General features: G+C 48.3%; 22 protein-coding genes, 1 tRNA gene and 2 pseudogenes. 4 read left to right on the forward strand and 21 right to left on the reverse strand.

The annotated features are described in order from the left end of the window. Positions 1-33: 33 nt before the first annotated feature. The 16 genes and pseudogenes from M655_RS15500 to tnpA form a co-directional block, all read right to left on the reverse strand. Positions 34-807 carry a CheR family methyltransferase gene (locus M655_RS15500; RefSeq protein ID WP_007785436.1) on the reverse strand — a complete coding sequence of 258 codons (774 nt, stop codon included), beginning with the start codon at positions 805-807 and terminating at the stop codon, positions 34-36. A gap of 140 nt (positions 808-947) precedes the next feature. Then, a complete protein-coding gene (ndk, locus tag M655_RS15505; RefSeq protein WP_005831294.1) occupies positions 948-1,391 on the reverse strand; it encodes a nucleoside-diphosphate kinase in 444 nt (147 codons plus the stop codon). A gap of 104 nt (positions 1,392-1,495) precedes the next feature. Beyond that, entirely contained in the window at positions 1,496-2,461 is a 966-nt protein-coding gene (locus M655_RS15510) for a polyprenyl synthetase family protein (RefSeq protein WP_007785438.1), read from the reverse strand. Positions 2,462-2,477: 16 nt separating this feature from the next. Continuing rightward, a complete protein-coding gene (locus M655_RS15515; protein ID WP_007785439.1) occupies positions 2,478-3,341 on the reverse strand; it encodes a menaquinone biosynthesis protein in 864 nt (287 codons plus the stop codon). Positions 3,342-3,345: 4 nt separating this feature from the next. Beyond that, positions 3,346-3,942 (reverse strand): UbiX family flavin prenyltransferase, encoded by a 597-nt coding sequence (locus M655_RS15520; RefSeq protein ID WP_007785441.1) that lies wholly within the window; start codon positions 3,940-3,942, stop codon positions 3,346-3,348. Further along, on the reverse strand, positions 3,939-4,808 hold the full coding sequence (locus M655_RS15525) for a UbiA-like polyprenyltransferase (protein WP_005831302.1): 870 nt from the start codon (positions 4,806-4,808) through the stop codon (positions 3,939-3,941). Before M655_RS15525 ends, M655_RS15520 begins: the two co-directional genes overlap by 4 nt. Positions 4,809-4,876: 68 nt before the next feature. Further along, positions 4,877-5,596, reverse strand: coding sequence for a demethylmenaquinone methyltransferase (locus M655_RS15530; protein ID WP_005831303.1), 720 nt, complete (start codon positions 5,594-5,596; stop codon positions 4,877-4,879). A gap of 4 nt (positions 5,597-5,600) precedes the next feature. Next, on the reverse strand, positions 5,601-6,437 hold the full coding sequence (locus tag M655_RS15535; protein ID WP_005831305.1) for a heptaprenyl diphosphate synthase component 1: 837 nt from the start codon (positions 6,435-6,437) through the stop codon (positions 5,601-5,603). A 115-nt stretch (positions 6,438-6,552) separates the two neighbouring features. Then, positions 6,553-7,068: a hypothetical protein gene (locus M655_RS15540; protein WP_005831307.1), complete on the reverse strand. Its 516-nt coding sequence runs from the start codon at positions 7,066-7,068 to the stop codon at positions 6,553-6,555. Positions 7,069-7,140: 72 nt separating this feature from the next. Next, on the reverse strand, positions 7,141-7,365 hold the full coding sequence (gene mtrB, locus M655_RS15545; protein ID WP_005831309.1) for a trp RNA-binding attenuation protein MtrB: 225 nt from the start codon (positions 7,363-7,365) through the stop codon (positions 7,141-7,143). Positions 7,366-7,401: 36 nt separating this feature from the next. Then, entirely contained in the window at positions 7,402-8,079 is a 678-nt protein-coding gene (locus M655_RS15550) for a lytic transglycosylase domain-containing protein (protein WP_005831311.1), read from the reverse strand. A 136-nt stretch (positions 8,080-8,215) separates the two neighbouring features. Continuing rightward, positions 8,216-8,292 (reverse strand) — tRNA-Pro (locus tag M655_RS15555). A gap of 176 nt (positions 8,293-8,468) precedes the next feature. Continuing rightward, the gene (locus M655_RS15560) at positions 8,469-8,975 is read right to left on the reverse strand and encodes a hypothetical protein (RefSeq protein WP_026557096.1); all 507 of its coding nucleotides are present in this window, start codon (positions 8,973-8,975) and stop codon (positions 8,469-8,471) included. A gap of 46 nt (positions 8,976-9,021) precedes the next feature. After that, complete coding sequence (tnpC, locus tag M655_RS15565; RefSeq protein WP_035422683.1) at positions 9,022-10,599, reverse strand: IS66 family transposase; 1,578 nt, start codon at positions 10,597-10,599, stop codon at positions 9,022-9,024. A gap of 58 nt (positions 10,600-10,657) precedes the next feature. Further along, positions 10,658-11,013, reverse strand: a pseudogene (gene tnpB / locus M655_RS15570) (IS66 family insertion sequence element accessory protein TnpB). Beyond that, complete coding sequence (tnpA, locus tag M655_RS15575) at positions 11,007-11,330, reverse strand: IS66 family insertion sequence element accessory protein TnpA (protein ID WP_026557094.1); 324 nt, start codon at positions 11,328-11,330, stop codon at positions 11,007-11,009. Before tnpA ends, tnpB begins: the two are co-directional and overlap by 7 nt. 445 nt (positions 11,331-11,775) lie before the next feature. Here tnpA and M655_RS15580 point away from each other — a divergent pair, with 445 nt between their 5' ends. The 4 genes from M655_RS15580 (at position 11,776) to M655_RS15595 (ending at position 14,869) form a co-directional block, all read left to right on the forward strand. Then, positions 11,776-12,960 (forward strand): ISL3 family transposase, encoded by a 1,185-nt coding sequence (locus tag M655_RS15580; RefSeq protein WP_286085838.1) that lies wholly within the window; start codon positions 11,776-11,778, stop codon positions 12,958-12,960. Between the two features lie 93 nt (positions 12,961-13,053). Beyond that, positions 13,054-13,524: a YqxI family protein gene (locus M655_RS15585; RefSeq protein WP_026557093.1), complete on the forward strand. Its 471-nt coding sequence runs from the start codon at positions 13,054-13,056 to the stop codon at positions 13,522-13,524. A 24-nt stretch (positions 13,525-13,548) separates the two neighbouring features. Beyond that, positions 13,549-13,875, forward strand: coding sequence for a hypothetical protein (locus M655_RS15590; protein ID WP_026557092.1), 327 nt, complete (start codon positions 13,549-13,551; stop codon positions 13,873-13,875). Between the two features lie 478 nt (positions 13,876-14,353). After that, complete coding sequence (locus M655_RS15595) at positions 14,354-14,869, forward strand: SMI1/KNR4 family protein (protein ID WP_026557091.1); 516 nt, start codon at positions 14,354-14,356, stop codon at positions 14,867-14,869. 274 nt (positions 14,870-15,143) lie between these two features. Here the strand turns inward: M655_RS15595 and M655_RS15600 are convergent, their stop codons facing one another. From M655_RS15600 to folE, 5 genes and pseudogenes are all read right to left on the reverse strand, one after another. Then, positions 15,144-16,358, reverse strand: coding sequence for an IS256 family transposase (locus tag M655_RS15600; protein ID WP_122953491.1), 1,215 nt, complete (start codon positions 16,356-16,358; stop codon positions 15,144-15,146). 117 nt (positions 16,359-16,475) lie between these two features. Beyond that, on the reverse strand, positions 16,476-17,510 hold the full coding sequence (locus tag M655_RS15605; RefSeq protein WP_026557090.1) for a tetratricopeptide repeat protein: 1,035 nt from the start codon (positions 17,508-17,510) through the stop codon (positions 16,476-16,478). A gap of 473 nt (positions 17,511-17,983) precedes the next feature. Beyond that, a pseudogene (locus M655_RS15610) lies at positions 17,984-18,274 on the reverse strand (tyrosine-type recombinase/integrase); the annotation flags it as partial. A gap of 271 nt (positions 18,275-18,545) precedes the next feature. Next, entirely contained in the window at positions 18,546-19,187 is a 642-nt protein-coding gene (locus tag M655_RS15615; RefSeq protein WP_026557088.1) for a tyrosine-type recombinase/integrase, read from the reverse strand. Positions 19,188-19,489: 302 nt separating this feature from the next. Next, the gene (gene folE, locus M655_RS15620) at positions 19,490-20,053 is read right to left on the reverse strand and encodes a GTP cyclohydrolase I FolE (protein WP_005831313.1); all 564 of its coding nucleotides are present in this window, start codon (positions 20,051-20,053) and stop codon (positions 19,490-19,492) included. Between the last annotated feature and the right edge of the window lie 21 nt (positions 20,054-20,074).

The following is a 20,074-nucleotide window of genomic DNA, read 5'->3' on the forward strand; positions in this document are numbered from 1 at the left end:
AAAGAGCAGCGTTATACAAAGGGCCGTGGGGATTTATCCCATTTTTCGATAAAAGAACGTATCTTCCGTCTCCAACTGGTATTGCTGGGGCTGGAAAATTTGCTCCGTGCTGCCGACAAACAGCACGCCGCCCGGTTTGAGCGCCCGGCTGAACTTGTGGTACAGCTCGTGCTTCGCCTCTTCCGTGAAATAGATCATCACGTTGCGGCAGATGATGAGATCGAACTGCGTGTCAAACGCATCAGCTAGCAAGTTGTGCTTCTTGAACGTGACACGTCTCTTCACCTCGTCGGAAATCCGGTAGCTGAGCGCGTCCTTGACGAAGTACTTGTCCACCAGCTCCTTCGGACAATCCTGCAACGAACGGTCCGTATAGACGCCTTGCTTGGCCTTGGCCAGCGCGCCCTCATCAATATCGGATGCCAGCACAGTCGCGTCCAGACGCTTGCGCAGCAAGATCAGCGAGAGCGTGTACGGCTCCTCGCCAGTGGAACAAGCGGCACTCCAGCATTTGATGCGCGACGATTGCTTGGCGAGCCGCGGCAAGATCTTGTTCTCAAGAACTTCCCAGCGCCCAGGGTTGCGGAAAAACTCCGAGACGTTGATCGTCATCCGATCGAGAAATTCGTAAAACAGTTCCTTGTCCTTTGCAATCGCATCGAAATATTGGACAAACGTGCCATAGCCCCGCTTTTGCCGCAACGAAGTCAGGCGCCGCTTCATCTGTGCTTCCTTGTAGAGGGCAAGATCAATTCCGGTCATTTTTTTCACACTAGCGATAAATTGGAGAAAGTCCTTATCTTCCATACAGAATTGTACCCCCTTGAAAACTCTTAACTCTTTGATTTCGCTAATATTCGCCAAAATCCTATCACTTCTCGGGGAGATTTTGACGAAAAAAAGAAAAAACCCCACGCATGGGGTTTTTTCGTCGTTGGATCGGCAAATTAGATCCAGCGTTGGATTGTTTTCTCGAAGGAGAGAACTTCATCAGCGGAGAACCAGAGGCCGATTTCACGCTCAGCGCTTTCTGGGGAATCGGAACCGTGGATGATGTTCATGCCAACGGAAGTCGCGAAATCGCCGCGGATTGTACCAGCAGCCGCATCAACCGGGTTTGTTTTGCCCATCATCGCACGAGCAGTGGAGATGACGTTGTTTCCTTGCCATACCATTGCGAATACAGGACCGGAAGTGATGAAGTCAACCAGTTCGCCGAAGAACGGGCGCTCTTTGTGCTCGGCGTAGTGTTGTTCAGCCAGTTCGCGGCTTACTACCATCAGTTTAGCACCAACGAGTTGGTAGCCTTTTTTCTCGAAACGGGATACGATTTCTCCGATCAGGTTACGTTGTACGCCGTCAGGTTTTACCATAAGGAACGTTTTTTCCATTGTAAGTATGCCTCCATCAAAGCTATGTATTGGTGTTTACAACACCAACGAAAATTTTATCAAAACTGGGGTGGCCAAGCAACAGGCAGACAGTCAAATTCTCATTAAAATTTGCGATCGATGATAAAGTTGGCAATTCCTGTCAGCGATGTTTTCGCCTGCGTATTGGGCAAGTCGCTGAGAACCGCATGCGCGCGGGCGATATAGCGCTCGGCCAGCCGCTGGGAAAAGGCAATGCCTTCGTCCTGGCGCACCAGGCGAATCGCTTCGTCCGTATGCTCCCAAAACGTATTTTGCCTGATCCATTCCTGGAACTGTCCGCTCGCCTTGCCGTGGTAAGCGGTGTAGAGCGCCGGCAGCGTGATGTTGCCATGGAGAAGGTCGCTGCCCGCCGGTTTCCCCAACTGCTTTTCCGTTCCGGTAAAGTCGAGAATGTCGTCGGTAATTTGAAAAGCCATTCCGACGTTGTAGCCGTACCAGTACATTTTTCGCACCAACTCTTCGGTGGCGCCGCTCGCCACGGCACCCAACTGACAGCTAATCGCGATCAAAAGCGCCGTTTTCCGCTTGATTCTGCGCAAGTACGTGCGGAAGTTTTGATCCCAGTTGTTCAAATCTTTTACTTGCTCGATCTCGCCCTTGCACACCTCGACAATGGCGTTGGAGAGAATCTGGTGCAGCTTCGGATTCGGAAGCTGGGAAGCGATCGCCAGCGCGCGCGCGAAAATGTAATCGCCCGCGTACATCGCTATTTTGTTGTCCCATTTCATGCGCACCGTGTCTTTGCCCCGCCGCTTGTCCGCATCGTCAATCACGTCGTCGTGCACGAGCGAAGCCATATGAATCAGCTCAAGCGGGACGGCGACGTGCTTCAAAACTTTTACATCGTAATGGCCCCACTTGCCTCCGAGCAGCACAAAGACCGGACGGATGCGCTTTCCTCCTGCTTTGAGCAAATGCGTCGAGGATTGATACAGCTCGCGAACGTCTGTATCGATCGATTTTTCCAGTTCATCCTCAATGTACTGGACGTCCTTTTTCATCTTGAAGTAAATATCGACTAGGTTCATCCGTTATCCGTTCCACCTATCTCGCAAGCGTAATATTGGTCTTGTGGCCATCCGCCTGCCACAACTCGACGGTCGCGGGCGCCGCTAGTAACCCCAGCTCCGCCGCGCATCGGTAATAATACTCCAGTCCTACCCGCTGCCCTTCGCCGAAATCGTGCTGCAGTCCCGCGAAGTAACGAATCCATTCCTCTTTTGTTCCGCCGAAGTGCGCGCATACATAGTCCACTAACGGACCGGGATCGGCTTTCGTCTTCTTTTTGCTCGCCAAAAACGAAGCGTGGACTTCTGCGATCAAATCGTAATGCTCGGCTATGACAGCGCGCCTGAGCGCCCAGATGGCAAACGTCATGGAATAGCCCGTAAATCGGTGCCACAGCTCCCCGAGATCGTACACGTGCAAGTCTTTGGCCGTCCGCTCTGCGGCAATCGCGTCGTCGCCGATGAGCAGGGCAGCATCTGCGCCTTGCAGCATCTGCGCCAGGTTCGGCTCTTGTGTAACGTAAGCGATCTCGTATTCGTAAAACTTGTGGAACACGATTTTCAACAGGTTCACCGTCGTCGCTGACGTGTTGGTCAGGGCGATTTTCGCCCCGTTCAACTGCTCGATCGGCTTTTTGCTGAATAAGAAAAGGGAGCCTACTCTCCCTTTGGCACTGACAGACAGGTCTGCCAATGCCACGTACTGGGAGGCATGCTCAGCATAGCTAAACGAGGAGATCGGCCCCATGTCAATCTCGCCTTTTGCCATCGCCAGATTCAACTGGGCTGGCACCTGGCGGATGAACTCGATCCGGTCCTCGAATTTTGCTTGTTCAAAGTAGTAGTAAACAGGCAGTACGTTGGTGTACAAGATTTGTCCGATCCGCAAAGACTTTTGCATGCGTCTACTCCCCCCAACGCCGAAACAGCGAGTGTGGTACATCCAGTGCATCCAAAGCTTTCCCAACGACAAAGTTAATCAGGTCATCCATCGTTTGCGGCTTTTGGTAATAGCCGGGCATCGCCGGCAAAATCCGCACGCCCAGCCTGCTCAGCGTGAGCATGTTTTCCAGGTGGATCGCATTGAGCGGCGTCTCCCGGGGGACGATGACCAGCCGCCTGCCTTCCTTAATCATCACATCGGCGACGCGCTCCAGCAAATTGCCGGAGGCGCCATGGGCGATGCCGGATACGGTGCCCATCGAGCACGGAACGACGATCATGCCGTCGCAGCGATACGAACCGCTCGCAGCAGGGCAATTGAAGTCGCGCAGGCCCCAATAATGCAGCTCTCCGGGGAAATCGTGCTGCAGCTTCTCCCGCAATAGCCCTTCCCGGTCGTCTGCCTGCCAGTCCAGCTCATCGTGAAAAACTTGCCAGCCTGCCTCGGTAATCATCAGATGGACGATATGCCCGGCGCGCAAAAGCTCGGTGACGACGCGGACGCCGTAAATCGCGCCGCTTGCTCCTGTAATCCCCACTACCCACTTTTGCCTGTTCATGCAATCACCAGATCAATCATAGTAAACACGAACATGACGACGCTCAAAATTCCGTTCATGTTGAAAAACGCCACGTCGACTTTGGACAGGTCGGTCGGCTTCACCAGCGTATGCTCGTAAATCAGGATCGCCCCGGAGATGAGCACGCCGAGCAGGAACCAGATCGACAAGTCCGCTACGACGTACAGCGACATCAAGCCGACAAAGGTAAGGATGTGGCACAGTCTCGCCACGAGCAGCGCATTCGCAATGCCAAAGCGGCTCGGCATCGAGAACAGCCCTTCTTTGCGGTCAAAATCGGCATCCTGGCACGCGTAAATAATATCGAAGCCCGCCGTCCAGAACAGCACGGACGCAAACAGGAGTAAGCCGATCGCGTCTACCTGGCCTGTCGTGGCTACCCAGCCTCCCAGCGGTCCGAACCCGATTGCTACTCCCAATACAAAATGGCAGAGCCATGTAAAGCGTTTGGTGTAGGAATACAGCACCAGTACGAAAACAGCAAGAGGCAGCAGCTTGACGGCCAGATCGTTCAACTGGAAAGCAGCGATGAACAACACAATGAACGAAACGACGATAAACAGGATGACTTCCAAAACGGAGATCAGCCCTGCCGGAATCGCGCGTGTTGCCGTTCGCGGGTTTTTGGCGTCAATGACGCGGTCGATGAGTCGATTCAGCGACATGGCTGCGCTGCGCGCCCCTACCATCGCAACGGTCACCCAAAAAATTTCCAGCCAGGTCGGCCATGCCTTCTCAATTACAATACTTCCCAAAACTGCGCCCATAAAAGCAAAGGGCAGAGCAAACAGGGAATGCTCGAATTTTATCATTTCCAAGATGATTTTCAATTTACGTAGACCCATCTATGACACTTCCTATCTACTGAAAAAATACCGCCCATGCCCGCTCACGCCGGGGCCAGATGCTGAGGCTACGGCTTTGTGCCGATATGCAGAGCGGATACCCCACCCATAAACAGCTTGACCTGGACCGGGGCCAGACCAGCCTGCTGAAACATCCCCGCCAGCTCGCGGCTGTCCGGGAAATTCGTCAGGGAGTGCGGGAGCCAAGCGTATTCCTCATACTTGTTCACGGTCATTTTCGCAATCAACGGCAAAATTTTATAGAAGTATAAGTAAAATAGCTTGCGATACGGAATGAATGGAGGCTTGGACACTTCCAGGGAAACGACTTTTCCTCCCGGCTTCACGACGCGGGCCATCTCATTTAGCACCTGCTGCACATCCGGTACGTTGCGCAAGGCGAAGCCGATGGTGGCAAAATCAAATGTATTATCCTCGTAAGGCAGATTCATCGCGTCGGCATTCACCAGCTTGACGGTATTGCCGACCCCGGCGTTCGCTACCTTGTACGCTCCGACATCCAGCATGTTTTGGCTGAAGTCCAGTCCGACAACCCGCCCGTCTTTGCCCACGGCCTTTGCCAGCGCAATCGTCCAGTCCGCCGTTCCGCAGGCGACATCAAGCGCGCTGTCCCCTGGCTTGATGTTCATCTGCTTCATGGTGTAATTGCGCCAGGCCAGATGGCTGCCAAAGCTGATGACGTTGTTCATTTTGTCGTAGTCGCTTGCAATGCTCTCAAATACGGAGTGAACGTACTTTGCCTTCTCTTTCATTTGTGTCTGGTCCACTAGGCTACATCTCCTCAATAACTCGTTTCAGGCGATTCACTCGATGGGAGTAGCGAGCCGTTATGGAAGCGAGCACGTTGCGCGTTTCGGCAGGGTGCAGCGTGCGCACCATTTGCTCGCACAAGCTGAGCATTTCCATGGCTTTCATCTCGACGCCTGACAACACCTGGGCAAGCGTAGCGCCTGGTTTTTGCAGCAAAAAACGAGCAAAACCAAAAGGAACTTGTTCTTGCCACTTGATTTGCTCCCATTCTCCAATGACACTCTCTACCTTGGCCGTTTCTTTCATCAGGTTCACCCAGAAACGGCGGCGATCGTCCGAATCGGCATACTTCTCGACAATCGCTACATACAAGCCTGTATCAATCGCATTGCGCAGCTCCCAGTACTCTTCGTCTGACAAGCTTCTGGAATCGCGACCTGCCACGTACAGCTTCATTTTCGCTTCATTCACGCGCTGAACGGCTCCGGACAACACCTGGATCGCTTCGATCTCGCCTGTTTCAGACAGCAGGTGGTAGTAGCGGCTGCTGTAATAATCGCCGGCGAGCACCGTCAACTGCCGATTTCGTTCTGCGCTCAATGAATCTTCGTACTGATTTTTGACATGTTCGTGCATGTCCAGTCCCAACTGAACAAGTCCCGTCGCCGTGCAGAAAATGGATGCCCGTTCCTTCGTCATGCCTTGTTCCCGCAAAAACAGATACAAGAGTTCCAGGCGATTTTCCGCCATGGAAGGAACGTCCACGTAATACTCTACATAGGAATGGGTGGTTCGCTTGTAGATCTGCTCGATGATCGACCGAACCTCTTCTACATATGGGGTATGTTCTTTGCTCATGCGTCCTCCTCCACAAGCTGCGCAACCTAAAGATGTCTGCCTGTTCCGTACACTTCCGTCTACCTTTACCATCCGGTCAAAAGGCCGTCCTTACTATCATACCATACTTCTTCCATCAGGGACTAATTCTCTCGTAAAAATACGGCTCGATTCGCACGGGAAATGTGTTTTTGACAAAGGAATCGACGTCTTCCAGCTCCGCGATCGGTTTGGGATGCGCCAGCGAACTGGCTCCCGTCGTTTGAATGGCAATCAGTAGTTTCGACTCTTTCGGCTGGTCGCTTTCCTCCAGCAAGCGGAAATAGACCTGCCCGACATTATCCGTGAGCGTCAACAGCTCGTATGTCAACTGGTAAAAATCGTGATACACATGACTGACATTCACCTTTTCCCCCGGTTTGATCACGAAATCGACATAAACTGACGGGTTTTCCCATTTTATACGCTTCATTTTATAGTGTGGCGTCATCAATGTAAACAAATCGAGGACATTTCGCTCGCTCAGTTGAATCGGGTGTGACGGCTGGAAGGTTGGAACATCCGTCCGCTGCCACCCGGCGCTCGGAACAAGCGACAGCATCAAGGCCAAAAAAGTGGAAACGACAATTGCCACGAGCAGTTGGCGCGGCATAGACATCCCTCCTCTCCACCATTGTACAAATAAAAAAAGCAGGCTATGCCTGCTTTCGCAAAATGGAACTCGTTATTCCGTCGTATCGATGACACCGTGCTGCGAGTAAATCACTGCTTTTCCTCGAACCTTGATGGCAGAAGTATGCTCTGTGAATTGGAAGATCATCACTTCGCCCTTGTCGAGCTTTTCCGTATGATGAAAACGGGTGTCGGAGCCGCGTGTAAGGCCGATGACATGCACGCCGTTTTCTTTTGCTTTGACTACAAAATAGTCCTGGTTAAATGGCTGTGACAAGTTGTTTCCTCCTGACCAGTGCGTGATGCGCCTTGTCTAGTATGATGTCCCGTCGGGCTGCAAACGGCTCATGATTTTTGCTACATAACGCTGTGTTTCCTGAGGCAACTGATTGTACTTCGCCTCCAGCTCCTCATCGCTGTCGATGCCCAGTCGGCCTACGCGACCCGGGCCTGCATTGTACGCTGCCAGCGCCACTTTGACGTTTCCATTATAGCGGTCGAGAAGCGATTTCAAGTATTTGGTTCCACCCGCCAAGTTTTCGTCCGGGTCGTATGCATTGCGGACGCGCATCGCCTGTGCAGTCTTGTCCATAAGCTGCATCAAGCCTTTTGCCCCCGCTTTGGAAACGACGTTCGGGTTGAAGTTGGACTCTGCCCTCACGACTTCCCTGACGAGGTCAGGGTCGACGCCGAGCGCTTTGGCGGTCCGTTCGATTTTCTCCAAAATAGCTCCGGGAGCAACCGTTGCTCCTTTTGCCGCCGTCGTATTCAACTCTGCCTCGTAGTCTGCGGCCAGCTTCCACTCCTTGCTGCCGTCGAGCTTGGCCAAAATCTCTTGCGAGGAAATGACGCGCTGGCCTGACGCCAACTGCGTCTGCAAGATATCAGAAAAGAGATCCTGCTCTCCGTAGGGGGAAGAAGCTGCTTGATCGGTCAAATAAGATTGCGGCATTGATTGTAAATACGGCTGAAGCGATACAGGCACCTTCATGGCATGGAACAACCCTTCCCTTGCTTGTCTCCCCTCTATTATAAAAAAGAAAGATCAGGAAGCCAATAGCAAAAATGGCAACTGTCAAGAACAAAAAAAGAAGCCTGTTCAGAGGCTTCCTCGCTTTTTATTCAGATGGTCGGAATGCAGGGATTCGAACCCTGGACCTCACCCACCCCAAGGGTGCGCGCTACCGGGCTGCGCCACATCCCGACTGTAAAAACCTTATGTAACAACACTTTGCTCATGATTCAGTGGCTTGCTGACCACTACCTAAATCATATCGCTGTAGTTCATTATAAAGTGGTCGAGTGGACTTGTAAAGTGGTCGCTAATAAATTCTTGGATAGTGGTCGTAATTTGCTTTTCCCTTCATTATATATGAGGATTCATTTATAAAATGAGCGGTCGATGACACCATCCCAATTCGCATGGTCATACAGCCAATGAATACTGTTAACCTTGTCAGTCTGTTGTGATGAAGAAGTCACTTTGACATTGATACGAACCAGACCTTTTGAGATGAATTCAAATCCCTCATACGCATACTGACGATTGTCAATGACAATATCATGCTTCCTAGTATTGTCTGTGAACGAATCGAATATTGCTCTGGTGGTTGCATTATCTTGGGCAAAGACAGCCAGTTCTCCCTCTCCAAGAATCACTTGTCTGCCACCATCCAAACCAAAATCACTTGTAGTCTGGACAATACAAGGGATTTCCTTAACGTCATATGATAAGTATGTTGAGTTTGGAGCATCCTTAACAGACAAATTAAATCTAATGTAATGCTCTGCACACCTTATTATGGCTTTGTACGATTCGTAACGTTTGGTCTTGACTTGGCTGATAACATACCAATCTTTGCCTTGCAGTAGAATGGTAAGCGTCAAATAGCCCCCACCTTGTTGCCAAGATGAGGGCTGGTCTATGCTGGGGTCAAGAGTTGAACACGTTGCAAGTTAGCGGTAACGACGGCGACCAAGGCAGCAAACTATCCAGGGTTTCTGGATTTTTCAGATCGGGAAGCTGTGGGAGTTGTTCGAATAGGTACGTCAAGTACTTGAACGGGTTCAGTCCATTCTCCTTTGCTGTTTCGATGACACTGTAGATGATTGCGCTCGCCTTTGCACCGCGAGGCGTATTGGCGAACAGCCAATTCTTTCGTCCGATCACAAACGGCTTCATCGACCGCTCGCTGCGGTTGTTGTCAATCTCGAGCCGCCCATCCTGCAAAAACGCCGTCAGCTTGTCCCACTGATTCAGGCTGTAGGCAATCGCCTGCCCCAGCAGACTTTTGGGAAGCGTTCGGGGGCGTTGCTGACGCAACCATGCCAAATAAGCGTCCAAAATGGGCTTGCTTCGCTCCATTCGGACGGTATAGCGTTCCTCTGGTGTCACGTCCTTCAGTTCCCGTTCAATGGCAAAGAGCTGGTTGCAGAACTGAAGCCCTTGCTGAGCTGCTGTTTCGTTTTTGTCTTGGGAGGCGGGCAGCGCCTTCAACGCCTCGTCAAACTTGCGACGCGCATGTGCCCAACATCCAACGAGGGTGACATCCTTCACCTTGTGGTAACCGGCATAGCCGTCCACGTGAAGATAGCCGCCAAACCCCGTCAGAAAGTTCCGGGGATGCTCACCGCCGCGCGTTGTCCGGTAATCGTAGAGCACGATGGGCGGACCCATGCGGCCTGTCCGGTACAACCACAAATAGGACTGCGTCTCTGCGGATCGGCCAGGCTCGCGCAATACCTGCAGCGTCGTTTCGTCGGCGTGCAGAATATCCTGGTTCAGCAGATGCTCCCGCATGCGGTCTGTCAGCAGGGAGAGCCACTGCTCTGCCCCGTAGATCATCCAATTCGCCAGCGTCTGCCGCGAGATCGTCAGACCCATGCGGGCAAACTGTTGCTCCTGTCTGTACAACGGTTGGCTGTCCACGTACTTCTGCGTCATGACATACGCCATACTCGAAGGAGAAGCGAGGCTTCCGGGGTAGACAGGCTCTGGCATCGGAGCCGTGACGATGGGTGTGCGAATTTCCTCTCGTTCACAGCGGCGGCAAGCATACACCTGGCGAACATGACGCACGACTTTCACTTCTGCCGGGATGACCGTGATTTCGTTACGGGTCTCGGTACTCATCTCGTGGAGAGGACCTCCGCAGCATGCGCAAACTTGCTCCGTTTCCGGCAGTTCATAGAGGACCGTTTCCACGGGGAACTGGTCCAGCTTGGATTTGCGGCCAGCAGACTTTTTACGGCTGTACGTAACCGTTTCTACATCCGGTTCCTGAGCGGCAGGAGTCGCCAGCACCTCGGCTTCGTTGAACAGGTTCAGCTCCAGTTGATCCGGATGCGTCTTCTCGCTGGAGGCACCGAAACGTTTTTGCTGGGCCAGTCGGAACTGCTCCTCGTACCATTTGAGTTTGGCCATGAGCTCGGCGTTTTGCTGCTCCAGTTCGAGGCAACGGTCCTGCAGATGTTCCATTGTAATGTGGGGCGTTTCACTTGTTTTTTTCATACTTGTTTGATTCGACAACTGAGCAGGAATATCCTGTGCCCTTGTTTGGAAAATAGGCTCAAATGACTGTGCGGGCCGTCACCTCCGGATGTGCTTGGTGTTGTTCAAGTGACAACCCATCGAGCAGCCAGCGCAGCTCACGTCGGGTCATTTTCATCGGCGCAGCGCTCGCATCTGTCGGCCAGCGGAACTTGCCACGCTCCAACCGACGGTAGTAGAGCCAGAATCCGTTATGCTCCAATAAAGGATTTTCAGTTTGTCTCGCTGTCTGTTGCAAAAGACAAACAGCGCAGATGAAAACGGATCGAGATGAAATCCCTCCTTGACCAGGACAGCGAGTCCGTCAATGGACTTGCGCATATCCGTGCTGCCGCAAGCGAGGTACACCCGATCTGCCTGAATCTCGCTTACCATAAGGTTTTCAACACCTTGACCACATCCGCAAGCAGGGATGGATCAAAGCCGGATCTGATCTCAATGCTTGCCGAACCAACTTTCACAAGCAAGGGCGATGCTGTGTCGGATGTCGATTCTTTCACTTGAAGGGGAACCCACTGCGGTTTGTTGGTTGCTTGTTTTGGCTCATCTTCCCCTTTCAATTTCCGCATCCAATACCAAAGCTGGCGCGGCGTAACCTGATGACGTTCGCACCAGGTCGCGACGCGCTCTCCACTAGCCCGGTAGTCATTGATTCGGGTGCTCCATACCTCTCGAAGCTCCGCTTGCGTCATAAAAAAACCTCCTCGTATCGTTCTGAGGAAGATTATCTCACGGGACATTTCTGATTCGTAGGTGTGCTGGATTTGACGCTTACAAAGCACCGAAAATTACTTCGTTGCTTTTTCTACAACTTCGTGGATGACTCCCCTCTAAGTGTCATTCGCGCTCAAAACTAAGCACAAATGAAATTCACCGTGTACAGATTCAAATTAATGGTTCTGATTGTTTGAAGACAGGTTTGTTCCTGTCTTTTTTTACGCTTAAATCTAAAACCTAATTGTCAACCTCTTATTATAGTTAGATAACATGTGACGTTAGTCCTATTTACAACCAAATTCTCCCAAAATAAACTATAAATGATTCATCACCATAACCCGTGCTAGACATTGAAAAAACGTAGATGTTCCTCTATCGTGAAAGTTGTCCTGACCATCACAAGATAGGAGGAAATCTACGTTGTCTAACCAGTTTACCACAGACTTAATCGGCCTTCCATCGTTTCAACTTTCCCATTGGGACAAAACGACTGAAACCGATTGGGTAGTGACTCTCACTCCAGCCTCTCATCTGTGTCCTCTCTGCCTGAAAGAGAGCACCAATCATGCTCGCCCAGGGTACCGTCTTCTTCGTCACCGCTTTATTCCTTCATGGGGTACTGTCTGGGTACGTGTTCCTGTATATCGACAACGTTGCCACGATTGCCAGATCACCTGGACTCTCGAATGGGATGGAATTCCCTATCGAGGAACGGCTACTTTTGCGTTTCGTCAAATGGCCGTTGAGTTGTGTCAGAAGAGGGATTTGCTTAGCGTTTCCAAACAACTCGGAATCTGCTATACGACATTGGAACGGTGGTATTACCAACTGGCTCCTCAGCTTCTCGCTAAGCCCCAAGATCATCTTACGCCTACTATGGTCTGTCTGGACGAGTTTGCTCTCCAAAAAGGACACAAGTACGGTGTCAACCTCATGGATGCACAAAGCGGGCATATCTGGCAGGTTACAGAAGGGCGTTCACGTGAGCAGGTTCGTCAGGCTCTCATGAACTGGCCCTTTGCTACGCCTCCACAGGTTGTTGTGACAGACTTGGCTCCTGGAATGGCTGAGACGGTTCGCGGTGTTTGGAAGGATGCCACGGTAGTAGCGGACAAGTTCCACGTCATTCAGCTCTTCTCCAAATCGTTAGAAGCTGCTCGTAAACGTACCCGTTCGCGGGGAACTCATCGCCGGGGTAGACATGAACAACGTCTGCTCCACACACCTCCTGATAAACTGAAACCTGAGGAACAGGAGGAATTGAAAGCCTGGTTCGCTCAAGATCCCCATTTGGAACGCCTTTACAACGCTCTTCAGCACATGAGAACGGTATATGCAGCTCAGACAGAAGAGTCGGGAAAAGAAGCACTCCAACAATGGATAACCGAGCACCTCACATCTCCCACCTCTGCCGTCCGTTCGATTGCAAAAACAATCGTTCAATGGCGACAGTCGGTTCAGAATTATTTTTCGTTTCGAGTTACAAATGCTCCGATTGAAGGGACACACAACAAAGTGAAAGTCATCAAGCGACGAGCCTATGGGTATCGCAACATCGAGCGGTTCAAGATTCGAATTCGGCTGGAGTGTAAACCAGCCATATAAAAAAGTGAAAAACTACGCTAGAGGAAGATCAAGCACGTTTAATGGTGAAGAGCTCTATAAATGCAATATAACGCATATATAGGAGGTATTGTTATGCTTAGACTCTTCAAAAAAGCTGTTTTAAGCCTTTTGTCTACGTCTGTATTGGCTGTATCTCTAGCAATTCCAGTCTCAGCGTCAGCCGCACCTTCAACACAGTACACAACAGCAGGACCAAATTTTGAGGTTGGGACGCAACAAGTAGAGCCTTATGGTTGGAAAACGAAGATAACAAAAGAAGGTGTAGAATTAGCCGCTAGTTATATTAGAAATGGCGGATATGCCCTAGAGAAAGCAATATCAAAGCTTTCCCCAACTGCCGCTAGAGCATTCGGCAGATGGGCTGATAATATTGCGGACTTCTTGGACGACCTTTGCAAAGGGTGGGATGAAGCGGAAGAATACGCTATTTCTTATGTAAAAGACCAAGTAAGAAACTTCCTAAGAGAGAATACAAAACTCTCCCCTGGTACAATCGAGGAAATTGTTGTTGCGGTCGATTGGTTGCTCTGGTTCGTTGCTTAGTTAAATCACCAAGGGGGAATCAGATTGAGTCAGGAATTTACCTACTATGATTGGTTTTTAGAGCAAAATCTAACATCTGAGCAAGAATCCAAACTAAACATCCTACTTTATTTGATTTCAGATAAACTGACCCATGAGAAGATTGTCGAAGATTATGACAGGAAAATACGTCAAACAGCACCAGAGTTTGTGCATATACTTGATGCTCCTGAGATAACTCATGAGTTGATAATTACCACTTTGGTTGCAAACTTTCAGCTAACAAGAGAATCAGTTTCTCAAATGTTTGAGGGTATGCGTAATCAAGGTAATTTTGCAAAGCTTGCAGAATTTATGAAAGAGTATAAATAGCCTAGCTCGCAAGCTAAAACAGACAGAACCTTGTCCATTGCTAAAACAACAAAATAAAGTGTAATCCCTAATTATTCCAAAAACTCTTTAAATGAACGGAACATCAACCTAAAGGTAGTTCCGTTCATTACTTTTATGTTTATGCAACGTTAGTGAGTTTAAAGATTTCACCGTATGATAGAAATGAAAATGCTTCTTTAGGCTACTCATATACCTTTCCTAAATTGGGTTTGTCCCTTCGGAGAGGAAACGTACTTAATGATGAGGATTTAGAAGCAGTTTGGTTTAAAGAACTTAAACCAAGTATACAAGAAGATGAGATGAGGAATTTATATTTTGAGACTGTAACTATTTCCAAAATATCCCACGAAGAGTAACAGGGCAAGGTTTGCAACCTGCCTTGTTTTATGTTGCAGTTGAAAAATAAAATGTCAGTAAGATGTACCACATTATGCGTTCGCTTTTGGAGGGAAGTCTCATGAAACCAGATATAGTGCCAATATTGGATGCATTGAAGGTTAGACTATCCAAAGGCTACACACTCATTCAGGAAGAATATACTGGTGATTTGATTGATGTGGAGTTTCAGTGGAATGAGCCAGTATCTAAAGAAGAAATCGAATCCTTTACAGACAAAACGGGGTGGGTATTGCCTGACAGCTACAAGGAATTTTTGTCAATCCACAACGGGGCTGGCTTGTTTATAAGTGAAACGCATCAGATTTTTATACACTCAATCGAAGAAATAATGCAGTATCACGCTAGTAGAGATAAAACCTACCCTCCTAGCTGGTATCATGTAGGTACTTTTTACGGACATGGCGAGTATATGTATATCGACAGTGAGAAAGTAAAAAATGGTAGAGAAGACTATATAATTATCATCGGAGTTGGGGAAGTTACAGAGCTTCCAGTAGGCTTTGAAACATGGCTTAGTAGACTCATTGTTAGTCAAGGTAATAGGTTTTGGAGTTGGGATAATCGCATTGAATAACGAGTAGGTCAGTAAAATGGGCAGGGTCGCTCCCTGCCCATTTTACTTTAATGCAACCATCCAGCTTGTACTAAGCTGATACAGATAAATACATTACCTTTCCCCCAAACAGAGTCTGTCAAGATTTTTGTGTAAACGTGAAAACGATGCTTCATATGTCGGGCTTGACATGGAGCCACTGGCGGGCATGAGTTCTTGCGATTGGGCGATGGAGAAGTTCACACCATCGCAAGGCAAAGTAGCCTATCATGCCCGCCCCTCCATGTAAAGCCCTTCATCGAATCTGTACCCGTTCTGGGAAATGTACAGTCAACTGGAGAAGGATTTGCCCCCAATTTTGGACCCGCCCTGTCCACTTCCGAATGACATCCATCGTCGCCAAATATAGCATTTTGAGTAGCGATTCATCCGTCGGAAAGATACTTTTTCCCTTTGTCACCTTCCGGAGTTGTCGATGGTAGCTTTCGATCATATTCGTTGTATAGATGAGCTTGCGCAACTCAGGGGAGTACTTGAAAAAGGTCGCCAGTTCATCCCAGTTACTCCGCCACGACCGGACAATCAGGGGATACTGTTTTCCCCAGGTCTCCTCAAATTGATCCAATTCCAGGAGAGCCGCCTCTTCCGTTGGGGCCGTATAGATCGGACGCAAGGCCGTAGTAATCTTCTTCAAATCCTTGTACGACACATATTTGATGGAATTGCGGATCTGGTGGATGATACATTTTTGAACCTCCGTTTGCGGATAGCTGGCTGCAATGGCTTCGCTGAAGCCTTTTAAATTGTCTACACAGATAATCAAAATGTCCTGAACGCCACGATTTTTCAGATCCGTCAACACATGTAGCCAGAACTTGGCTGACTCGTTTTCTCCGATCCAGATGCCAAGAACGTCCTTATAACCTTCCAAATCAATGCCAATGACCATATAGGCGGCTTTGCTGATAATTTGCCCGTCCTGTTTTACCTTAAAATGAATGGCATCCATGAAAACAACGGAATACACGCTTTGCAGCGGGCGATTTTGCCATTCCTTGATAAGAGGTAACAGTTTAGCTGTTACGTTGGAGATAAGGGTCGGGGATACCTCAAGTCCATACAGATTGTGCAAATGATCCTGAATATCCCGTGTGCTCATGCCTTTGGCGTACATAGAGACGATTTGATCTTCAATACCCGTTACATGTCTCTGGTGTTTCTTGACAATCGCAGGTTCAAATTCTCCAAGACGATCACGGGGAATCGTGAGATCCAACTCCCCATACTCAGACGTAACCGTTTTTTTGCTATAGCCGTTCCGACTGTTTTTCGTCTGCTTCTGCTTGCTGTCATGCTTGGCATAGCCCAATTCGGTATCCAATTCGGCCTCCAACATTTCTTGCAGTGTTTCTGCAAAAATGTCCTTCAGGGCTTTTTGAACATCCTCCATGGTTTGCAAGTTGTGTTCTTTGATAAGTTGGCGCAGCTGGTCTTTTGGAATGAGTCCCATGTGTTCTCTCAACCTCACTTTGTTTCATTGTAATGGAATGTGGAATGAGAGTTTACACAAAATATTTTACAGTCCCCCCAAACAAAAAGTGAGGTGATTGTATCTCACCTCTCATGCTCATGAATCTTTTTTCTCATATATCTTTAATAGGACTTCGTAGGTTTTAATCAGATAGTCTTCAAATTTATTCTTTTCTTGTTTGAAGTATTCCAATGCAAGCTTTGCATTTTTGAGAGCATCATCGTACTGCTTGTCAGAATAAAGCGTCTCCGCAAGGGCATATTGTGTTTCTGCTAATAATTCATCCGTAGTGCAATCATCAATCACCTTGTAACAAAGACGTTTTGATTCCTCTATCTGCCCAATTAAACGGTACACTTTTGCTAGTTCTAGGGTGGTATTCTTAATGGAGTGTTTTCTGTCTGCTTCTTGGTGCAGTTCGAGTGCAGAGTGTAGGTGTTCTAATGCTTCTTCATATCGACCTGTTCTTCTGTAAAGCATTCCTAAGTTGTGGTCGAGAACTGCTTCTAGCTTTTCATCTGGAAGCACCTTTAGAATGTCTAGCACTTTAAGAAAACTTGTTTCAGCTTCTTCATACCTTGATAGCTTGTGATAGCATATACCTTGGATGATTAGTATATCTGCACAATAAAATAGAAGATTCAGTGAAGAATTTAATTCTTCTGCACGTTTCAACCATTCCAAAGCAGAAACATACTCTTCCAAAACTCCGTGTGTCACACCCTTCGCATAGTAGGTGAGAACTTTTAATACACCTCCGATTGCGTGTCTGTCAAGTAATTGGGTTGCCAACATAAGTTGTGGCACAGCTTTAATTGCCTCGCCTGTCTGTGAATAGAATAAGCCGAGAGAAGACAATACCCTAACATAGTCCGTGGCATTATTCGTCTCTTCAAAAGCATTTTTGGCAAACGAAGCACTTAGAAGGTATTGCTTTTCTGCTACAGGAAAGTTCTGACTTCGGTGGTTTAAACGGGCGCTAACCCACCAATACATGCTCTTGTCTTCGACTTCAATTTGCTCTGCATCCAAACCATCAAACTGCTTTCTTGCTTCTTCCCACTTATTTTCTTCTATGTTGTTGATAATGTGTTGTAAGATTAGATGAGATTCTTTGACTACGTTTTCCATCAAATAGCCCCCTGATATGTAATAGTAACCCCCTCACATTTATCCAATAATTTACAAGTTTGACAAGCTAAACTATTGGAAATATAATGTAAAATGTACAAGATTATCTTGTGGAGGTGTGAGAAATGAAGTTCCTAGCTAAAGGATTAACGGTGTTTAGCTTGCTAACTGCACTCGTAATAACTTCTCCAACGCTTAGTCCAGATAACATCCAGACGGGCACAAAGGTAGTTCAATACAGCCACGAGTGGGGAACGTAAAAAGGGAGATAAATAACATCTCCCTTTTTACGTTTTAGAACTTCGTTTTCATATTCTAACACAACGGTTTAACCACCCATTGTCAAACGCTCATTTTCGCCCTGTATGGCTGTCTAGCTACAAGGACAGGCATTCCCCCTCCCCCACTATAAAACAGGCTTAGAAAGCCTTCTGGAAGCCCTCATGCGTTCAATTGTTTTTTCCCGTTCTTCCTCAGACCTCTAAATGGTTCAATGGATTGTATTTGTCATTCTGCTCCTTCAATGCAGTTCCCCACAAAGCCAGGTATTTCTTACTCATGTCCAAATCCGTATGACGCAACATCTTTTGAAGAGTGAAAACATCCGCTCCGTTCATTATCATTCGATGAGCCATTGTATGACGGAATGTATGAGCTGATAGCCGAACATCCTTAAAATCCATCACCTTTTGAAGTCGCTTGAAAATACACTTTATGGCGTTTGGCGTAAGCTGACTGTTGTCATGATTCGGAAAGACGTACTCCACCTGTGTGAACGCTCACCAAAATGTTGACCACTTTGCTCATCATAAAGTTACCCACCTGACAGTTTGAGCACACGTCATCATTTTCACACCTAATTGCAAATGTTTTTACTGAGCCAAGGATCGTCAAGGGCTTGCGTAGCAAGGGGTTTACCCTTTATCCTTGACGATCCTTGGTGCAGGAAATAAAATGCTACTTTGTGTGAAAAAAAGCATCGTAGGTGGTCAACTCGAAGATGAGCGTTTGCTCCAAAAATGGTCAACTTTTTGATTAGCATTCACACACCTGTCCTTTAAAATGCTTCTCACAATACAACTTAAACTCCATCAGTTCTTTAATGATTTTATCAACGAGTGGAATACTGGACATTTCACGCTTTTTACCAAAGACGGTAGCCACTTGATTTACTAAATCGACATCATTCCATTTCAGATTACTGACTTCACCTAATCTGCAACCTGTTGACAGGAGAAACAAAATCAAAGTGTAGTCCCTAATGGAATAAAACGATTTTGACTGGTCTTTTATCTTTCTGTAGTAACTCAGCATTTGCTTGATGTGGTAATCGTTGAATACCTCAATTTTTATGTCCTCACGAGCGTAATTGACCTTCTTCGATGGATTCAACTTTTCGTCGATGTAATTGCTCTCCACCAAATAATTGAAAAATGATTTCAATACTCTTAGCTTGGAATTTTTGGTTGTCGGATTGTTCCCCTTCTCGTTCTGGCAATAAAGCAAGTATTTCTTGATTGTATTATTCGTTACCTGTTCGGCATTAACAATTTCATCCTTAACACAAAACTCATGAAATTCATTCAGCGTTCTTGTGTATCGGTCAAGCGTGTAGGAGGAAATATTCTTTAGTTCCCTGTCCTCCATAAAATCTTTGACGGCAAATTTAAGTAACATAAAAAAACCACTCCCTCAATTTTTTCGATACATTAAGGTAGTGGTTCATATGAGCAATATCGTGTCTGTCAATGACTACAACCTTTTTCGTTTTCAAAAAATCTCGAAACGACTTGTGGTTGTAAGGTTTTTAGGTGTATGGGCTTTCAAAGCTCCGCGCCTGTCCACCCCAAGGGTGCGCGCTACCGGGCTGCGCCACATCCCGACTGTACATCTGTACTTTACAATATTTTACCTACAGTGTCAATAGAAAATGCCGTAATTTTCATCTTCGCACGCGTTGACTGCATACCAGCGGGACGCTAGGAACGGATGAGGCTGAACACTTCCGCACGAGCGGCTGCGTCTTTTTCAAACATGCCGCGCACCGCAGAGGTGACGGTTTTCGAGCCAGGCTTCTTCACGCCGCGCATCGTCATGCACATGTGCTCTGCCTCCACCACGACGATCACGCCGTGCGGATCGAGCTTGCGAACGATGGAGTCGGCAATCGTTGTCGTAATTCGCTCCTGAAGCTGCGGACGCTTCGCCACGGTGTCGACCGCGCGCGCCAGCTTGCTCAAGCCTACGACACGCCCGCCGCGCGGAACGTAGGCGACATGCGCCTTGCCGAAAAACGGAACCAGATGGTGTTCGCACATCGAGTAGAACGGGATGTCCTTGACCAGAACCATTTCTTCGTGATCTTCGCTAAACACCGTCTCGAAGTACTGCTCTTCGTTTATGTGCATGCCCTCGAATACTTCGGCATACATTTTCGCAACGCGCTTGGGAGTATCCAGCAGCCCTTCCCGGTCGGGATTATCGCCTACCGCCTCCAGAATCATGCGGACAGCCTGTTGAATTTTATCCAAATCAACGTTCATACATTCGTACCTCCTACATAG

Source organism: Brevibacillus sp. NSP2.1, from assembly GCF_000470975.2.
Lineage (GTDB): Bacteria > Bacillota > Bacilli > Brevibacillales > Brevibacillaceae > Brevibacillus > Brevibacillus agri.